General features: G+C 64.0%; 17 protein-coding genes and 1 other RNA gene. 3 read left to right on the top strand and 15 right to left on the bottom strand.

Features of this window, described 5'->3' with window-relative positions:
• Positions 1 to 115 precede the first annotated feature (115 nt).
• A complete protein-coding gene (locus tag QP029_RS07380; RefSeq protein ID WP_068478672.1) occupies positions 116 to 454 on the bottom strand; it encodes a VOC family protein in 339 nt (112 codons plus the stop codon).
• Between the two features lie 60 nt (positions 455 to 514).
• Here QP029_RS07380 and QP029_RS07375 point away from each other — a divergent pair, with 60 nt between their 5' ends.
• From QP029_RS07375 to QP029_RS07365, 3 genes are all read left to right on the top strand, one after another.
• Positions 515 to 1,012 (top strand): TetR/AcrR family transcriptional regulator, encoded by a 498-nt coding sequence (locus tag QP029_RS07375; protein ID WP_284873718.1) that lies wholly within the window; start codon positions 515 to 517, stop codon positions 1,010 to 1,012.
• A gap of 98 nt (positions 1,013 to 1,110) precedes the next feature.
• The gene (locus QP029_RS07370; protein ID WP_284876185.1) at positions 1,111 to 1,533 is read left to right on the top strand and encodes a transposase; all 423 of its coding nucleotides are present in this window, start codon (positions 1,111 to 1,113) and stop codon (positions 1,531 to 1,533) included.
• Positions 1,431 to 1,952, top strand: coding sequence for an IS5 family transposase (locus QP029_RS07365; RefSeq protein ID WP_284876184.1), 522 nt, complete (start codon positions 1,431 to 1,433; stop codon positions 1,950 to 1,952). Before QP029_RS07370 ends, QP029_RS07365 begins: the two co-directional genes overlap by 103 nt.
• Before the next feature lie 334 nt (positions 1,953 to 2,286).
• Here QP029_RS07365 and QP029_RS07360 read toward each other — a convergent pair whose 3' ends face one another.
• The 14 genes from QP029_RS07360 to ftsX form a co-directional block, all read right to left on the bottom strand.
• Positions 2,287 to 5,133 (bottom strand): class I SAM-dependent DNA methyltransferase, encoded by a 2,847-nt coding sequence (locus tag QP029_RS07360; protein ID WP_284873717.1) that lies wholly within the window; start codon positions 5,131 to 5,133, stop codon positions 2,287 to 2,289.
• A 503-nt stretch (positions 5,134 to 5,636) separates the two neighbouring features.
• The gene (locus tag QP029_RS07355) at positions 5,637 to 6,008 is read right to left on the bottom strand and encodes a hypothetical protein (RefSeq protein ID WP_284873716.1); all 372 of its coding nucleotides are present in this window, start codon (positions 6,006 to 6,008) and stop codon (positions 5,637 to 5,639) included.
• A gap of 238 nt (positions 6,009 to 6,246) precedes the next feature.
• On the bottom strand, positions 6,247 to 6,417 hold the full coding sequence (locus tag QP029_RS07350; protein WP_284873715.1) for a hypothetical protein: 171 nt from the start codon (positions 6,415 to 6,417) through the stop codon (positions 6,247 to 6,249).
• Positions 6,418 to 6,563: 146 nt separating this feature from the next.
• Positions 6,564 to 7,055: a helix-turn-helix domain-containing protein gene (locus QP029_RS07345; RefSeq protein WP_284873714.1), complete on the bottom strand. Its 492-nt coding sequence runs from the start codon at positions 7,053 to 7,055 to the stop codon at positions 6,564 to 6,566.
• Positions 7,052 to 7,744, bottom strand: coding sequence for an NUMOD4 motif-containing HNH endonuclease (locus tag QP029_RS14290; RefSeq protein ID WP_432418660.1), 693 nt, complete (start codon positions 7,742 to 7,744; stop codon positions 7,052 to 7,054). The genes QP029_RS07345 and QP029_RS14290 overlap by 4 nt, the downstream gene beginning before the upstream one ends.
• Positions 7,745 to 7,746: 2 nt before the next feature.
• Positions 7,747 to 7,941 carry a helix-turn-helix transcriptional regulator gene (locus QP029_RS07340; protein WP_284873713.1) on the bottom strand — a complete coding sequence of 65 codons (195 nt, stop codon included), beginning with the start codon at positions 7,939 to 7,941 and terminating at the stop codon, positions 7,747 to 7,749.
• A 270-nt stretch (positions 7,942 to 8,211) separates the two neighbouring features.
• A complete protein-coding gene (locus QP029_RS07335) occupies positions 8,212 to 9,459 on the bottom strand; it encodes a tyrosine-type recombinase/integrase (protein ID WP_284873712.1) in 1,248 nt (415 codons plus the stop codon).
• Positions 9,460 to 9,603: 144 nt separating this feature from the next.
• Positions 9,604 to 9,982: a transfer-messenger RNA gene (gene ssrA, locus QP029_RS07330) on the bottom strand.
• A 76-nt stretch (positions 9,983 to 10,058) separates the two neighbouring features.
• Entirely contained in the window at positions 10,059 to 10,739 is a 681-nt protein-coding gene (locus QP029_RS07325; protein WP_284873711.1) for an SDR family oxidoreductase, read from the bottom strand.
• Positions 10,724 to 11,098 carry a DUF488 domain-containing protein gene (locus QP029_RS07320; RefSeq protein ID WP_284873710.1) on the bottom strand — a complete coding sequence of 125 codons (375 nt, stop codon included), beginning with the start codon at positions 11,096 to 11,098 and terminating at the stop codon, positions 10,724 to 10,726. Before QP029_RS07320 ends, QP029_RS07325 begins: the two co-directional genes overlap by 16 nt.
• Positions 11,098 to 11,586: an SsrA-binding protein SmpB gene (gene smpB, locus QP029_RS07315; protein ID WP_284873709.1), complete on the bottom strand. Its 489-nt coding sequence runs from the start codon at positions 11,584 to 11,586 to the stop codon at positions 11,098 to 11,100. The genes QP029_RS07320 and smpB overlap by 1 nt, the downstream gene beginning before the upstream one ends.
• Before the next feature lie 36 nt (positions 11,587 to 11,622).
• Positions 11,623 to 12,276 carry a hypothetical protein gene (locus tag QP029_RS07310; protein ID WP_284873708.1) on the bottom strand — a complete coding sequence of 218 codons (654 nt, stop codon included), beginning with the start codon at positions 12,274 to 12,276 and terminating at the stop codon, positions 11,623 to 11,625.
• 8 nt (positions 12,277 to 12,284) lie between these two features.
• Positions 12,285 to 12,971: a hypothetical protein gene (locus QP029_RS07305; protein ID WP_284873707.1), complete on the bottom strand. Its 687-nt coding sequence runs from the start codon at positions 12,969 to 12,971 to the stop codon at positions 12,285 to 12,287.
• 4 nt (positions 12,972 to 12,975) lie between these two features.
• Positions 12,976 to 13,878: a permease-like cell division protein FtsX gene (gene ftsX, locus QP029_RS07300; RefSeq protein ID WP_284873706.1), complete on the bottom strand. Its 903-nt coding sequence runs from the start codon at positions 13,876 to 13,878 to the stop codon at positions 12,976 to 12,978.
• Positions 13,879 to 13,884 lie beyond the last annotated feature (6 nt).

Below are 13,884 nucleotides of genomic sequence, written 5' to 3'. Positions count from 1 at the left end.
GGCGCCGAGCAGCGGGGCCAGGAAAAGCCCAGACCAAAACCAGCTAGGGCGTGTCTGACAAAGCCCGGGCCCAAGCGATAGCAGCGTGGATGAGGACAGCGGCACGGTAGAGGATTCAGCCCGCGGTCGATTGGTCGAGTACGTAGATGGTGGTGCCGCCCGCGTCGCGGTAGGTCGCCATGAACCCGTCGGGGATCTCTGCGGGTGCTTGCAGGACTTCGAGCGCCGCCGGTCGGGCGTCATGGAACGTCTGCACGTTGTCCACCACGAGCATCGGCCCTGCGACTGCGGTCGGATCGTTCGAGTCGAGCATGATCTGCACTTCGCTTCCGGGAAGAGTGATGGCGGCGGTGCTGTCGCCTTCGCGCCAGACCTCCTCGAATCCGAGATCGCGATAAGTCGCGAGCGTGGCGTCAAGGTCGGTGGTCGGCAAGAAGAGGAGTTCGAGCTTCATGGGTCCATCACTTTCGAGTCGTAGCGGCTTTTCCTCAGAGCATAATGGCATTATGTGGTTATGCGCGAGTGGATTCCGATCTCAACTTCGCCGAAGGGGCGTCTGGCGCTCGCGGCGGTCAATGAGTTCGGCGCACGCCCCTTTGGCGATGTGACGGTCGGTGAGCTCGCCGCCGCGGCCGACGTGACCACCGGAGCGATCTACCATCACTTCGGCAGCAAGCTCGGCCTGTACGCCTTCGTTCGGCGCGACGTCGAACGAAGGCTGATCGACCGCATGGAAGGCGCTGCCGAGTTCGCGAGGCAGCACGCGGTGCGTGCCGCGCTGCAGGTCGGGTTCGATTTCGCAACCGGGCAAGGATTCCTACACCTGCTCGCCCAGCCGCCTCTCGGCGCTGAAGACGATCTGCTGGTGGAAATGCTCCACCAGCTCCTTGCGCCGCGCAAGGAGCCGGTGGGTCAGGTGCTCGCGGCTGGCTGGCGCGCGGCATTGCTCGCGGTGGCTGGTGGCGTATCCGTGAACGACGCCAGGGATGCGCTGTCGGCGCTGAACTACTAGGGCGCGGCTGACCGAGGGTGCGTCTGCGGACTGAGAGCCTTGAACACGTGTCACGGTTTCAGTCGCTCTCGGATGCTCAATGGTCGTTGATCGAGCCGATGTTGCCGAAGCCGACGGGCAGTCCAGGGCGGAGATTCTCGGATGCAAGGTCGATGGTCGAGGGCATCATCTACCGGCATCGGTGCGGGATCGCGTGGCGAGACTTGCCCGAGGTATTCGGGCCGTGGCAGACGGTGTGGACCTGGCATCACCGCGTCGCTGCGGAGGGAGTCTGGGACACGATCGTGTCCGCGCTGATCGCGCAGGCCGATGCTGAGGGCCTGGTCGATTGGTCGGTATCGGTGGATTCGACAATCGCTCGCGCGCATCAGCACGCGACGAACACCACCCGTCTCACGGGGCTGGATCGAATTACACAATTCCGGCCGTCGAGCCGCCTGATCACGGCATCGGCCGCTCACGAGGAGGCCTGTCCAGGAAGATCCATCAGCTCGTCGATGGCAACGGGCTGCCGCTGGTGACGCTGATCACTCCGGGGCAGGCCGGCGACTCGCCGATGCTGCTTCCCCTGCTCGAGCAGCTACGCGTGAAGCGTGATAATGGCCGGCCAAGCACCCGGCCGGACGCAATTCGCGGCGGTAGAGCATACTCGTCACGCGCGATCCGCTCGCACCTGCGCGGACGCGGCATCAAGGCCGTGATCCCGGAACCGCGCGACCAGCAGGGGCACCGCAGGAGGCGCGGCTCACACGGCGGCAGGCCCGTCGGACTCGACGTCACCGATTGTAGAAACCGCAACGTGATCGAGCGCCGCTTCTGCCATACCAAGCAACGGCGCGGCCTCGCCACCCGCTACGACAAACACGCGATCGTCTACCGCGCCGCCGTCCTCATCCATGCCGCCGTCGCCTGGGCTCGGGCTTTGTCAGACACACCCTAGCAGCATAAGGAAAATCCCCCGACCTGAATCAACAGGTCGGGGGAAAGAGTGGAGCTGCCGGGGCTACACCTATACTCAGCATAACACCATGTAAAAGGGGCCTTCTTGGCCAGTATGACCAACACGTGCCAATAGAATGCCAACCGACCCCGAGTGACCTGGCACTTCCCGCCGGAACGGAACGGTGAAGCTGGTATGTGCGCGCCGGGACAGCCAGCGCGATGAAGCACACGCCGGGATGCGCTCCCTATCTAGCACCGTTAATACCTCCCCTGCCCCAGGGCAGGCCTGACTCGTAGCATTTCCCTCCCCGGGAGATCGCTACGGGCCCCTGCTATGCCCTGTTGCGGGTCAGGTCAGCATATCGGGCGAACAGGATATCTAAGCGCTCCTGGTCATCGCGCAGGAAGTCCGGCGCGCCGAAGGCTTTGTCTATCGCCCTGTCGAGGGAGTAGTGGGCGCGCAGTAGTTCCGGCTCCATGACGAGATGGTTGTAATGGTCAGCAAGGGAGCGTTTGGGGTGACGCATGCGGGCTTCAAGTATAGCTATGAAACCATCCTTGATCGCTTCGCGGTGGTCGTCAGTGAGTGCGGGAACTGGGAATGTATACCAGGTGAGGGTGGAGCCGAATCGAAGGTCGGACTTGATACGTCCGCCGACGGTTTTCTGCCAGGTCATAAACATGGACGAGGACATGAGGCCGAACTGTAGGCCGTCTTCGTCCGGGAGGATGAAGTTGGCGTTGCTAGCAATGGCGTCTGGATACAGACGTTGAACCGGATAGAACCGGCGGTTCTCGCTCACGTGAATTGGGATGCAGAGGTAAGGCACTTTCTGCGCTGCTCGCTGGCGAAATAGGTGAGGGTAGTCGGCGAATTCGCGGGTACTAGCAGCTTTGGACTTGGCTCGGAAGTCGCGGACCGCTTCGACTCGTGTCTTGAGAATGGCAGAGCGGTTGAGGTCAGTGGGGTCCATTCCATCGAGCCAGAGGCAGAACCGTAGTTCGCCATGGAGTAGTTCGCGGGCTCCCACATATTGGCGCAGGTACTTCGCGGCAACGGGGTCCGCCATGACCTCGTTGTACTCATCGGTTTCGACGATGAGGTTGCCGCCGTCGGTCGGCTTAGAACCGTAGAAAGCCGTACGGACCTCTGGGGAGAGGGGCGTGCTGGCTTTGGTGACGAGAATGTTGGGGCCGTCAACAAGGTAGGCGTTGATGCGCCCGGCAACTCGTTGCTCGACTGCTTCGCCCTTTACGTGGGGGTAGCCCCAGAGGCGTGGGCATGTGGCCGCGTCCCTCGTAAATCCGACGATTACGCAGTGCACAGCGGCTTGGCCGGGCGCTTGAGAGTCCCAAGAAAAGGTGCGGTGCGCGAATTTGATGTGCCATCCGGCGGCGAAGATGGGGCCGAAGAGTCGTGGAACCTGGTCGCCCTGGACGATGGAGTTGGTGGTTACGTAGGCGAATTGCCCGGCGCGATCGTGGTAGTAGGCGATGGCCTTGGCATGCCAGCCGGTGACGTAGTCCATGCGAGAGAGCTGGGCGCCTGCTCCCCAGGCGAGTTGGAGATCGTTGAGTTGCTCCTTTTCCTTGGCGTCGCCGCGAAAGGGCGGGTTGCCGAAGATGAAAGTCTGGCCCTTGGGGAGGGGCAGGGCGTCGCGCCAGTCGAAACGGAGGGCGTTGCCGTGGTGAATGTGGGCGGTGATGGTGATGGGCAGCCGTTCTGGGGCTTCGCCAATGGCCTTGGCGAGCTTCTGGTTGGCCTGGTGGTCCACGAGGAACATGGATGTCTCGGCAATCTTGGCCGGCCACCACCCGATTTCGAAACCGTGGAACTGGTCGATGGACAGCTTCTGTTCCGCCTCTATGAACAGTGTCATGGCACCACCGCCGGTCGTCTTAAAGCGTTTTCGTTTCTCGACGATCAAGGCTGTTTCGATCTCGCGTAGGCGAGCGTAGGCGAGATTGAGGAAGTTGCCGGAACCGCAAGCCGGGTCGCAATAGATGTTCGCGGCCATCTCGTCCATGAGGGCGTCGAAGTCCTTGAGGCGGCTGGACTTGTTGCGGATCAGCCTGTCGGCGCGCCCCTGATATTCGTCGAGGAATAGCGGGCCGATGGTTTTGAGGATGTTGGACTCTGAGGTGTAGTGCTCGCCGGCGGCACGGCGGGCTTCCTTGGACTTCACGAGCTGGAACATGGCGCCGAAGACGGAGACGCTGATGCTGGTCCACTGGAAGCGGCAGGCATCAAGAAGGGCCTCACGCGTGTCCGTGGTGAAGTACTCCATGCCGATGTTGTCGGCAAAAACAGCGCCGTTCACGTACGGGAAGCGAGCTATCAGGTCGGGCAGGTACTTGGGTCTTCGGCTGACTGGGGTATTGAGGTGCTCGAAGAGCTGGCCGAGCTGCGCTCCGAGGCTAGCGGCGGTGGTTTCCTGATCGACCCACCGGTAGAACAGGTCCACCTCCCAGAGGCCAGCGTCATCGCCATAAAGAAGGAAGAGCAACCGGGTCATCAACATCGAGGCCGTCGCCTCACGCTCGTCCTCATCCTCGGGGTTGGTTGGTGCGTCTGGGTCGCCTCCGACAGGTTCGTCAGCGTCATCTCCCAGAATCGCGACGTAGAGTTCCGCCATGAGCTGGGCGGCCTTGATGGAGGCAGCTTCTTCTTCCTGGCGAGTCAGAGTGTCGCCGCCGATCAGGAAGACAAGGTCGTCGTAGTGATTGGCGATGTCGGTGATGGAGAAGACCACCGGGTCATCATCGATGTCGAGCTTCTTGATGGACAGCGTGTCGAAATTAGTGAGGATCGCGTACCGGGGGAACTCCGTCTGCTTGATGGTGCCACCGGAGAGGTAGTCGTCGACCTGGGCAGCTGCGGCATTCAGGTCCATGCCGAGAGACTTGGCTTCACCGATGGCAACACCGGGGAAGAAGAAGTCCATCCAACCGTGGTTGCCGGTGGTCGCGCGCTGTGCTTCGCGTTCGAAGAGGCGTTGACGGGCGGCGATGATGCCGAAGCAGTTGAGCAGATCCGCCCAGAACGACTGGGCGTACTTCTTCTCGGTAGCCGTTTCCCCACTCTGGTGCCACGCAGCGGTCTGTTCGGCCCAGTAGTGGCCGAAGGACTGCAGACGAGAGATAGTGGTGGATCGGTCGAGGAACTCTATCGAGGACATACGGGGCGCCGCTTTCAATCAGTTCGAGTATCTCCCCGATCATCTCACGGGTCTCCCGCCGCGCCGGGCAGTAAGGCAAGGCCCACGGTATCCCCCAGTCTCGCACGCATACGCGTGTGGACGCCCGTGGAACGTCCAGAGGCGCTACCTCGTGTTACCGGTTCGGCGAGGGCGGGCTTTGTTGGCCTGGCGTTTTAACTGCCTGTTGGTGAGGCGAGTTCCCTGCCATCCGCTCCCCCATCGTTGGCGGTTGTTAGTTCCTGTGAGGACGGCGTAGACGAGCTCTTCACCGAGCAACGCTCGATGGAACCAGTAACGTGAGGCGCGCGCTACGTGGTCCGGGAAGACACGGAGGACTCCGCGGCGGGCATGGTAGCGGACCATATTGACACTGCACCCGATGGCGTACGCGAATTCATCCGAGTCGAGCCACTCGCCGTCGGTGGAGGGTCCGGGTTCAGTGCGGGGGGTCGTGTCATAAGAGTTGGGGGTGCGTGCAGCCATTAGAACGCACCACCGTGGGAGTTGAGCTGAACGGGGACCGTGCTGGTCCGGAGGGACTTCGCGAACGACCCAATGGCTGCGATCCACTCCACGACCTCCGCGCGGAGGAAGAAAATAGTAAACCTGACGGCCTGCGTCCACTCGATGAACTCCACGCGCAGGAGATCGGCGAACCCGGCCCAGCCGGGTGGCGAGGGGTCGCAGGAGGGATCGAACTGCTTGCTCGGGGTCGGATTCGAGCGGTCGTGCTGCGGGGCATGGACTTGGGGAAGGATTTCGAGCGCGAGTGCCTTCCGGTCGACTTCGGTAGGTGTCTTTCCAGCGGCGGTGGGGACTGTGATCGTCCTGGCGCGGGAAGTGAGGTGATTCACGTAAAGGTCCTTTCAAGGACGTATAGGTCAAGGGTTAAGGACGGGCGCCGGTGCACCGATGCGGACGTAGAGGCCGATAGGAGGCGTTTATCGGGGCCTGTAAGGCCCGCGGGCCCCGTCCAGGTGGTTGCGGCCTTCAGGGGCGTGCTGAGGGGCCCTTTGGGCCCACGCAGGACGATGCCCCCGCGGTCCTCATCTGGATCGCGGGGGCATCAAGGTCGAGAAGTGGAAGAAGTCGTTAGTCGTCCAGCCGGAGGTGGTAAGCGTCAACGATGTTGTTGAGCGGATCACCGTTCGCTGGGTAAGCGTCGTCAGCTTCGACGGCCTTCACGGCGGCGGTAAAGTTTGCCAGCCAGTTGGAGCTGTGGCCGCGGTCGCCGAAGTGAGCTTCGAACTCGTCGAGCATCACGTCGAGATCTCCGTCCTTCGGGCCATGCTTACGCCAGACATTCTCAAGATGGCGGTGACCGGCCGAACTGCGGGCATAGTCTTCGAAGGCGTCATAGTTGCCCGCTAACGGGTCATTCTGAAGGAAATGAGCGACATGTTTTTCTATCAGGGGTTCGGTCGGGGATTCTTTCGGAGGTTCGGGGTAAGCATGCTTACCCCGTGGGGGAAGGATGCTTCCCCTTCGGGAGTAAGCATGCTTACCCCCTCCTGTGTGTCCGCCGCATCGGCGGCAACTTCCTCACCGCCGGATTTTGCAACAGGCGAGCGGGCTGGCAGATAAAGTCGGTAGCGCAATGACTGGGACCTGCCGGGGGGCTGCCGACTGGTGATGTAACCAAGCTCTCTGGCCTTGTTCATCGCCGTCTTCACAGTGGGGACCGATGTGTCGTTGACGGCAGCAAGCGTCGGCTGTGAAGGCCATGCCTCGCCGGTCTTCTGGTTGAGATAAAAGGCCAGCGCCAACACGACGAGCCGCCCTACCCCGGTTAGGCCGCTTTCGGCGTGGACCGCGCGCTGCCATGCCTCAATGTCACGCCGATACGCCGCCGGATCATTCCGATACATGACCCGAATCGGGACGCCGGACTGGGGCGTCATGCCAGGTCCACGAGCAGTTTCCACTGTATGTACGCTACCGGGTCGGCGATGTAGTCTTCGTAGCGGGCTCGGGCATAGTCGAGGACTGTAGGGTCGCCGAAGGTGAGCCCTCGGTATCGGGCCCATGCCTTTGCGGCATTGCATGCGCGACAGGTTCTGCGTCGGTTGCGGAAATGGCTGGGTTCAAGGTTGCCATAGCGCAAAGTGTGCCCCCGCGGGCAGTGGATGGACTGCTGCGCAGGGTGAGTATGGTGATCGAACTTATCCAGCTCATTTTCACTGTGCGTTCCCCAGGTCAGGTTGGGGAGGGCGTTGTTCGCCGGATCACCGTCGAGGTGTCGAGTCTCGTACCCCTCTGGGGCGGGACCGACGAATGCCGCGAGGACCAGGCGGTGTACCGGAGGATGGGCACCCCGCCCACCCCGGGATAGATGGACCGACAGATACCCGCCGGCATTGACCTGAGGGGTGAGTAGTCGACCCTGGAGCGTTCGGCGTACTCCCCGGGAGTCGACGATCCTGCGGTCAACACTGCGGACGTGACCCTGGTCACTGACCTCGTACGCCCCCTCATACCCGGGTACTGCAGACCATTGTTCTACGGAGTGACTTGAGGTAAAATGAATCGAATTCGTGGTGGCGGCGCGGTCTTCTTGGCGGGAGGCGCGCCGCTTTTCGTTGTGGTCCATCCTTATGCGACCCGGGCGTCCAGGCCGAAGAGGGCGTCGAGCTCCGCTTCGCTTACCCGGACAACTCTGCGGTTCAAACGATATAGGCGAATCTCCCCCGCCTTAGCGGCCCGTTCGAGGGTGCGCCGGCTGATGCTGTACATCTCGGCAGCGTCAGTGAGAGTGAGGAGTTTGCGGTTGGTGGCCTTGTTAGCCATAGGTGTGCTGATGTCCTTTCGTAGACATGCGAAGTAGCACCCTGGCCATCATGTAGAGGCGGGGCGCTGGCGAGTAGGGGTTGGGAGCCTTGGACCTGGGCCGCGCGGGATGGGGCCCGAAGTCTAGACATAGAAAAAGCCCCTGACCTGCGTCTAGCAGATCAAGGGCTCAAGCTCCTGTGGGCACATCTCTCCCACAATCGACATTGTGGCAGATGTCGTTGCGACTGTCAACCCCCTAGGCCGACATACTTCGACTCTCCCGGAGAATCAGTGCGCATCCATGGTGGCGGCCACCCGGCGCATCAGATCGGCCGGACGGCCCCCGCGGACCTTCATGTAGATCCCGACGACAGTTGAGATATCGCGTTGCCCGAGTACTTGGCCGATTTCGGCTGGCGTGGATCCTTGCTCGGCGAGCATCACGGTCAACCAGTTGCGACCATAGTGTGGGGTGATGTCGTCACGTACCCCGCCGCGCTCCCGGGCCCTGTTCCATATAGAGCGGAAGGACGTGTCCATGATGGGCTGGCCGGTACGTGTCGTCGAGATGAGGAAGTCTTCGCGGCGGGACCGAACGGCGCGGGCATCCTCATTGGGCTTCGCTTCGTCGTGGGCGCGGGCACGGGCCTGGACAACGGCGTGGCGGAGGAGATCGACGTATTGGGGCAGGGCTGGGACGTCGCGTTCGCCGGCGCTGGTCTTGGCGTCTTGGCGGACCATCTTGACGTGGCCATCGGTATCCTTGATGCGCTGAAAATTGCCGCGGACGCGAACGCATGCGCCGCCGTCCCCGTCGAAGATGACGTCCTGAATGCGGACGGCCAGGGCCTCACCCACACGAAGTCCATGAAACGCGCACAAGACTGCCACCACCTTGTGGGTGACCGGGACATTGTCGACGATCGCCTTCAGTTCCGAGGTCGTCGGCAGCTGCTTGTCGTAACTCTTGGACTTCTTGCTGGCGGCCTTGACAGCGACGGGGTTGATTTCGATGTAGCTGCGCTCGACGGCATCGGCCATCGCGGCCTTGAGGCGCACGTAGCCCTTCCGGTTTGTTTCAGGAGTGTCGGCGTGATCGACGCCCATCTGGTCCCACCACCGGTAGCAATCCATTGTGGTCAGCTGAGTGATGCGGATGTCGGCGATGCTGTAGGGCTTGATGCGGTTGTTGGTGGTGTTGCGATACGTCTGCACGGTGGAGGCGCGGATCTCGCCGGAGATCTGCTTCCTGTCGTGATAGAGGTCGACGTATTCAGCCACAGTGACGGCGTCCGCTTTAGAGCGGCGATCCTGTTCCTCGGGCGGCATCCAGTCGCCGCGGTCGATCATTCGCTCCTGTCCTTTGAGCCAGGCGATGGCCGCGTCCTGATCCTCGAAAGTGCCAGGTGCCCTGTAGGAGACGGCAGGGCTGTTCGGGGCCGGGGCGTGCGAGTAACGGGCCTGCACACGGCCTGAAGGAAGCGTGCGAAGACTGCCGAACCGTCGGCGGGTGCGTTGAGTATTCTTCGGTGCCATCGGCTGTTGTCCTTCGTGCCATTTTCATGCCACAGGAGTGGCATGTTATGTCGGTTTGAGTCGTCAACTCGATTTAAGCACATGGCACAAATATGCAGTACAGAAAGGAAAATCCCAGCTCCCCGAGTTGGGGAGCTGGGACCTTGGTGGAGCTGCCGGGAATTGAACCCGGGTCCTCCGTCACCTCGCCAGGGCTTCTCCGTGCGCAGTTCGCACATGATCTCTGCTCGGCCCTCCGGCTCGGACGAACACGTCCCGGATGATGGGCCCAGTCAGCGGTGTGGAGTCCCGTTCAGCCCCGCTGACGCGGCTGAACGGCAAGCCTCTTAGTCGATGCCAGGGTCCGGATCAGAGGCAAATCCGGTCTGACAGACACGCGGTCGCTGGTATTAGGCAGCGAGGGCGTAGTCGCGCTGAGAGTTCTCGGCGCTTTTAGGTTTGCTGCGACGCTTGCGGTGGTCCTCAGCCTGCACCGGCACGCTTCCCCTGGCTCAATGTACGAAGTCGAAACCAAATCAGCCCCGCATCCTGCGGCGGGAGTGTGCACTCTTCCGCAGGAGGGTTCACTTTACCTCCGTCTCCGGGGAGAATGCAAGACCTTACAGTCCACTGGGCCTGACGGAGATCTCCTGGACCACGGCGTCATCGGTCGCGTCGACGGCGAGGCGGACGGCGGCGGCGATGGACTCGGTGCGGACGTAGCGGGAGCCGTCGTAGTCGTGGTTGCCCATGTCGGCCTGCAGGGCGACCTGCATGTCGGTGTCCACGCGGCCGGGGTGGACGGAGGTGACGCGCAGGCGGCCCTGTTCCTCGGCGCGCAGGGCGTCGGTGAAGGCGCGGAGGGCGAACTTGGTGCCGGAGTAGATGGCGTTGTTGGCGCCGGAGTGGTGTCCGGTGCCGGAGTTGATGGCCACGACCGTGCCGTGAGCGGTCCGCAGGGCGGGCAGGAGCAGGCGGGTGAGTTCGGCGACGGCGAAGACGTTGAGGTCGAAGGCCTCCCGCCACTGCTGCGGGGTGGATTTCTCGACGGGCGTGTAGGGGGCGATGCCGGCGGAGTGGACGAGGACGTCGAGGGAGTCGAGGCCCGTGACTGCCTCAGCGAGCGCGGCCGGGTCGGTGAGGTCGACGACGAAGGGTTCGGCGTCGGGTAGCTCGTCGACGATCGCCTGCGCCCCGGCCTCGGTGGTGGCGCCGACGAGGACGTGGTGGTCGCGTCCGAGGTCGCGGGCGATGGCGGCGCCGATGCCGCGGCTGGCTCCGGTGATCAGTGCGGTTTCCACTTCTGCTCCTTCATCCATGCGGCGAGCACCACCGCGTGGTTGTGCTCGCGGTCGTGTGCGGCGTACATCAGGGTGACGTCCCCGAGCTCCAGGAGCGTGTCGACGTCCCCGTTCCCCGCCCCGTACGCCTCATCCAGCTCCGCGCGGTAGCGCCGGGTGAACTCGTCGAACTTCGCCGGGTCGTGGTCGAACCACCGACGCAGCTCCGGTGAAGGGGCGACGTCCTTGAGCCAGAGGTCGTGGTGGAGGTCCTTCTTGGCCACGCCTCTCGGCCACAGGCGGTCGACGAGGACGGCCGTGCCCTCTGACTCGGCTTCCCCGTGGAGCAGGTCGTGGACCTTGACGCAGCTGACCTTCATCAGGCGTGGATGCCCTTGACGCGGCGGCCCAGTTCGCGGACGACCTCGCGCTCCTCGGTGCGGCGCTTGATGTCCTGGCGCTTGTCGTAGTCCTGCTTGCCCTGTGCCAGGCCCAGCTCCAGTTTGACGCGGCCGTCCTTGAGGTAGAGCTGCAGCGGGATGAGGGTGCGGTTGCCGTCGCGGACCTTGCCCATGAGGGAGTCGATCTCCCGGCGGTGCAGCAGCAGTTTGCGGGTGCGCTTCGGCGAGTGGTTGGTCCATGAACCCATGGAGTATTCGGGGATGTGGAGGTTGCGCAGCCACACCTCGCCCTCGTCGACGGTGGCGAAGGAATCGGCGATGGACACCTTGCCCTCGCGCAGTGACTTGATCTCGGTGCCCAGGAGCACGACGCCGCACTCGTAGGTCTCGAGGATGGTGAAGTCGTGGCGGGCCCGCCGGTTGGTCGCCAGAACGCTGCGGTCCTGTGGTTTCTTCTTCTTGCCCATGATTTTTCCATGGTACAGACCCCGGCGCAGGCCCGGTCAAGCAAGGAAGATCACGAGGAGGACCACCGTGGCGACGATGACGACGCCCATCCGCAGCTGCCACACCCGCGCGGGTGAGTCGGTCAGCGACGACCCCAGGCGGGGCGTGGACATCACCGAGGTGGCGGGGGTGTCCAGGGCGAGCGCCGCGAAGGCGGGTCGTTCGACGATCTGGGGTGCGTAGTCGCGGGCTGCGACGTGGTAGCGGTCGCGGACCTCGGGGTGGCCGGTGAGGAACACCCGGGTCCGGGCGGGGTCGTCGGCGACGAGGCGGGCGAGGGTTCCGGCCTCGAAGGGCGTGCTGCGCAGGCGTCGACCGGTGAGCAGGTCCCGGTCGGCGTCGATGAGCAGGGCCCTGGTGGCCACCGAGGATTCGAGGACGTCGATGTCGCTGCGCATCTCCACGGTGTCGGCGTCGATGCCGGCGGCCGTGAGTTCGCCGATGTGGCGTCCGAGTTCCTGAACGGGGATGCCGGTGGGGTGGACCAGGACCACCCTGGTCGGCAGGTCTTCCGGGGCAGCGTTGAACGCGGAGGTCACGGCCCGGGCGATGGTGGGGAACATGCCGATGAGGTGGGTGCCCTCCCCCGCCAGGGAGACGGCCACACCGAACCCACCGGGGCCGGCGGACAGTCCCAGTTCCCACTCCATGGCGGACCCTAGAGCAGGACGGCGACGGCCACGACGACCGCGACAGCGATCAGAAGGATGAGCAGGATCGTCGAGGTCGACCGGGTGGCCGCGGGTGCGGTCGGGGTCGCTGTCGAGGCCGCGGCCTCCTCCGGCTGCTCCGCTCCCGGTTCCGGCGGGGAGATCAGGGACAGGTCGCTGGGGTGCTCCAGCGCCAGCAGGGCGATCTGCGGCCAGTCGAGGATGGTCGGGGTGAGGGAGTCGTACTCGGGATCGAGTTTCTCCCGCTCCTCAGGGTGCCCGGTGAGCACCACGGTGGTGGGGCTCTCGGCGGCGAGTTCGGTGGCGCGGGACGGTGCGGCAGGTTCGCGGCCGGAGGGGGTGACCATGATGTCCCGGTCGGCGTCGATAAGCAGGATGCGCGAGTCCGTGGCGGTGGTGAGGATCTCGTAGTCGGCGCGGACCTGGACCTGCTGGGCGGGGATGCCCGCGATGACCAGCTCGCCGAGGAACCACTTGAGGTCGTATTCGGTGATGCCCGCGGGGATGATCATCACGGCGCGGGACGGGGTACGGCTCCCGCCTTCGTCGGCGGCGAAGCGCACCGCGCGGGCGACATCGGGGAAGTAGCCAACGGTCCGGGGTGCGGCGTCGGGGGTGTCCACGGCGGCACCGACGCCGTTTGCGGTGGCGGTCAGCGCCAGGGTCCAGGTCATGGCTCTACTTTCTCACATAGCTGCGCAGCGCGATCTGCGCGGTCAGCCCGGAGAAGATGACGCCGACGATGGCGACGATCGGGGCGACCAGCCAGATGTCGTTGGTGGTCACCGGGGCGATGAGCTGCGAGTCGTAGAGGCCACGCAGAGCCTTGTCGATGACGAACTCCTTGCCCAGGAACAGCCCGGCCGTGGCCAGGACCGCGCCGATGAGGGTGGCGAAGATCGCCTCGAGCACGAACGGGGCCTGCGTGTACCAGCGGGACGCGCCGACCATGCGCATGATGGCCATCTCCTCCCGGCGGCTGAAGGCGGCGATCTGCACCATGTTGGCGATGAGGAAGATCGCGGCGATGGCCTGGACGGCGGCGACGAGGAAGGTGGCGTTGCGGACGGCGTCGAGGTTGTCGGTCGCCCCCCGCAGGTCATCGACCTGGTCGACGACGGTGTCCACCTGCGGCAGGTCACGCACCGGGTCGAGCGGGGCCTGGTCGAGCGGATCGCTCAGGCGCACATGGAGGGCGGCGGGCAGGGCGTCCGGGGAGGTCTCCGTCGCCAGCTGCGGATCGGTGTCCTGGAATACCTCGAGGAAACGCTCGTGGGACTGCTCGCGGGACCGGTAGATGACGGAATCCACCCCGTCGGCGCCCTCTACGAGGTTGCGGACCTCGAGGCAGGCCTCGGAGGAGCAGTCCGGGTCGTTCGCGGAGACCTCCTCGTCGAACTGGATCATCACCTCGACGCGGTCGAGGTAGATGTCCTTGGTGTCCTCGGTCATCTGGGTGACCAGGAAGCCGGTGGCCAACAGTGCCAGGGAGATGGCCGTGGTGATGACCAGGGCGATGGTCATGGTGATGTTGCGGCCCAGGCCGCGCAGCGCCTCGCGGAAGACGAATCCCAGTTTCATGTCTGT

The organism is Corynebacterium suedekumii (assembly GCF_030252185.1).
Lineage (GTDB): Bacteria > Actinomycetota > Actinomycetes > Mycobacteriales > Mycobacteriaceae > Corynebacterium > Corynebacterium suedekumii.
This window is presented reverse-complemented; position numbering and strand designations above follow the sequence as displayed.

Excerpts from the sequence above, each read along its gene's own strand:
- QP029_RS07380 (WP_068478672.1), bottom strand. The coding sequence starts at position 454 with ATGAAGCTCGAACTCCTCTTCTTGCCGACCACCGACCTTGACGCCACG.
- QP029_RS07375 (WP_284873718.1), top strand. The coding sequence starts at position 515 with ATGCGCGAGTGGATTCCGATCTCAACTTCGCCGAAGGGGCGTCTGGCG.
- QP029_RS07370 (WP_284876185.1), top strand. The coding sequence starts at position 1,111 with ATGTTGCCGAAGCCGACGGGCAGTCCAGGGCGGAGATTCTCGGATGCA.
- QP029_RS07360 (WP_284873717.1), bottom strand. The coding sequence starts at position 5,133 with ATGTCCTCGATAGAGTTCCTCGACCGATCCACCACTATCTCTCGTCTG.
- QP029_RS07345 (WP_284873714.1), bottom strand. The coding sequence starts at position 7,055 with ATGACGCCCCAGTCCGGCGTCCCGATTCGGGTCATGTATCGGAATGAT.
- QP029_RS14290 (WP_432418660.1), bottom strand. The coding sequence starts at position 7,744 with ATGGACCACAACGAAAAGCGGCGCGCCTCCCGCCAAGAAGACCGCGCC.
- QP029_RS07340 (WP_284873713.1), bottom strand. The coding sequence starts at position 7,941 with ATGGCTAACAAGGCCACCAACCGCAAACTCCTCACTCTCACTGACGCT.
- QP029_RS07335 (WP_284873712.1), bottom strand. The coding sequence starts at position 9,459 with ATGGCACCGAAGAATACTCAACGCACCCGCCGACGGTTCGGCAGTCTT.
- QP029_RS07320 (WP_284873710.1), bottom strand. The coding sequence starts at position 11,098 with ATGAAGGTCAGCTGCGTCAAGGTCCACGACCTGCTCCACGGGGAAGCC.
- smpB (WP_284873709.1), bottom strand. The coding sequence starts at position 11,586 with ATGGGCAAGAAGAAGAAACCACAGGACCGCAGCGTTCTGGCGACCAAC.
- QP029_RS07310 (WP_284873708.1), bottom strand. The coding sequence starts at position 12,276 with ATGGAGTGGGAACTGGGACTGTCCGCCGGCCCCGGTGGGTTCGGTGTG.
- QP029_RS07305 (WP_284873707.1), bottom strand. The coding sequence starts at position 12,971 with ATGACCTGGACCCTGGCGCTGACCGCCACCGCAAACGGCGTCGGTGCC.
- ftsX (WP_284873706.1), bottom strand. The coding sequence starts at position 13,878 with ATGAAACTGGGATTCGTCTTCCGCGAGGCGCTGCGCGGCCTGGGCCGC.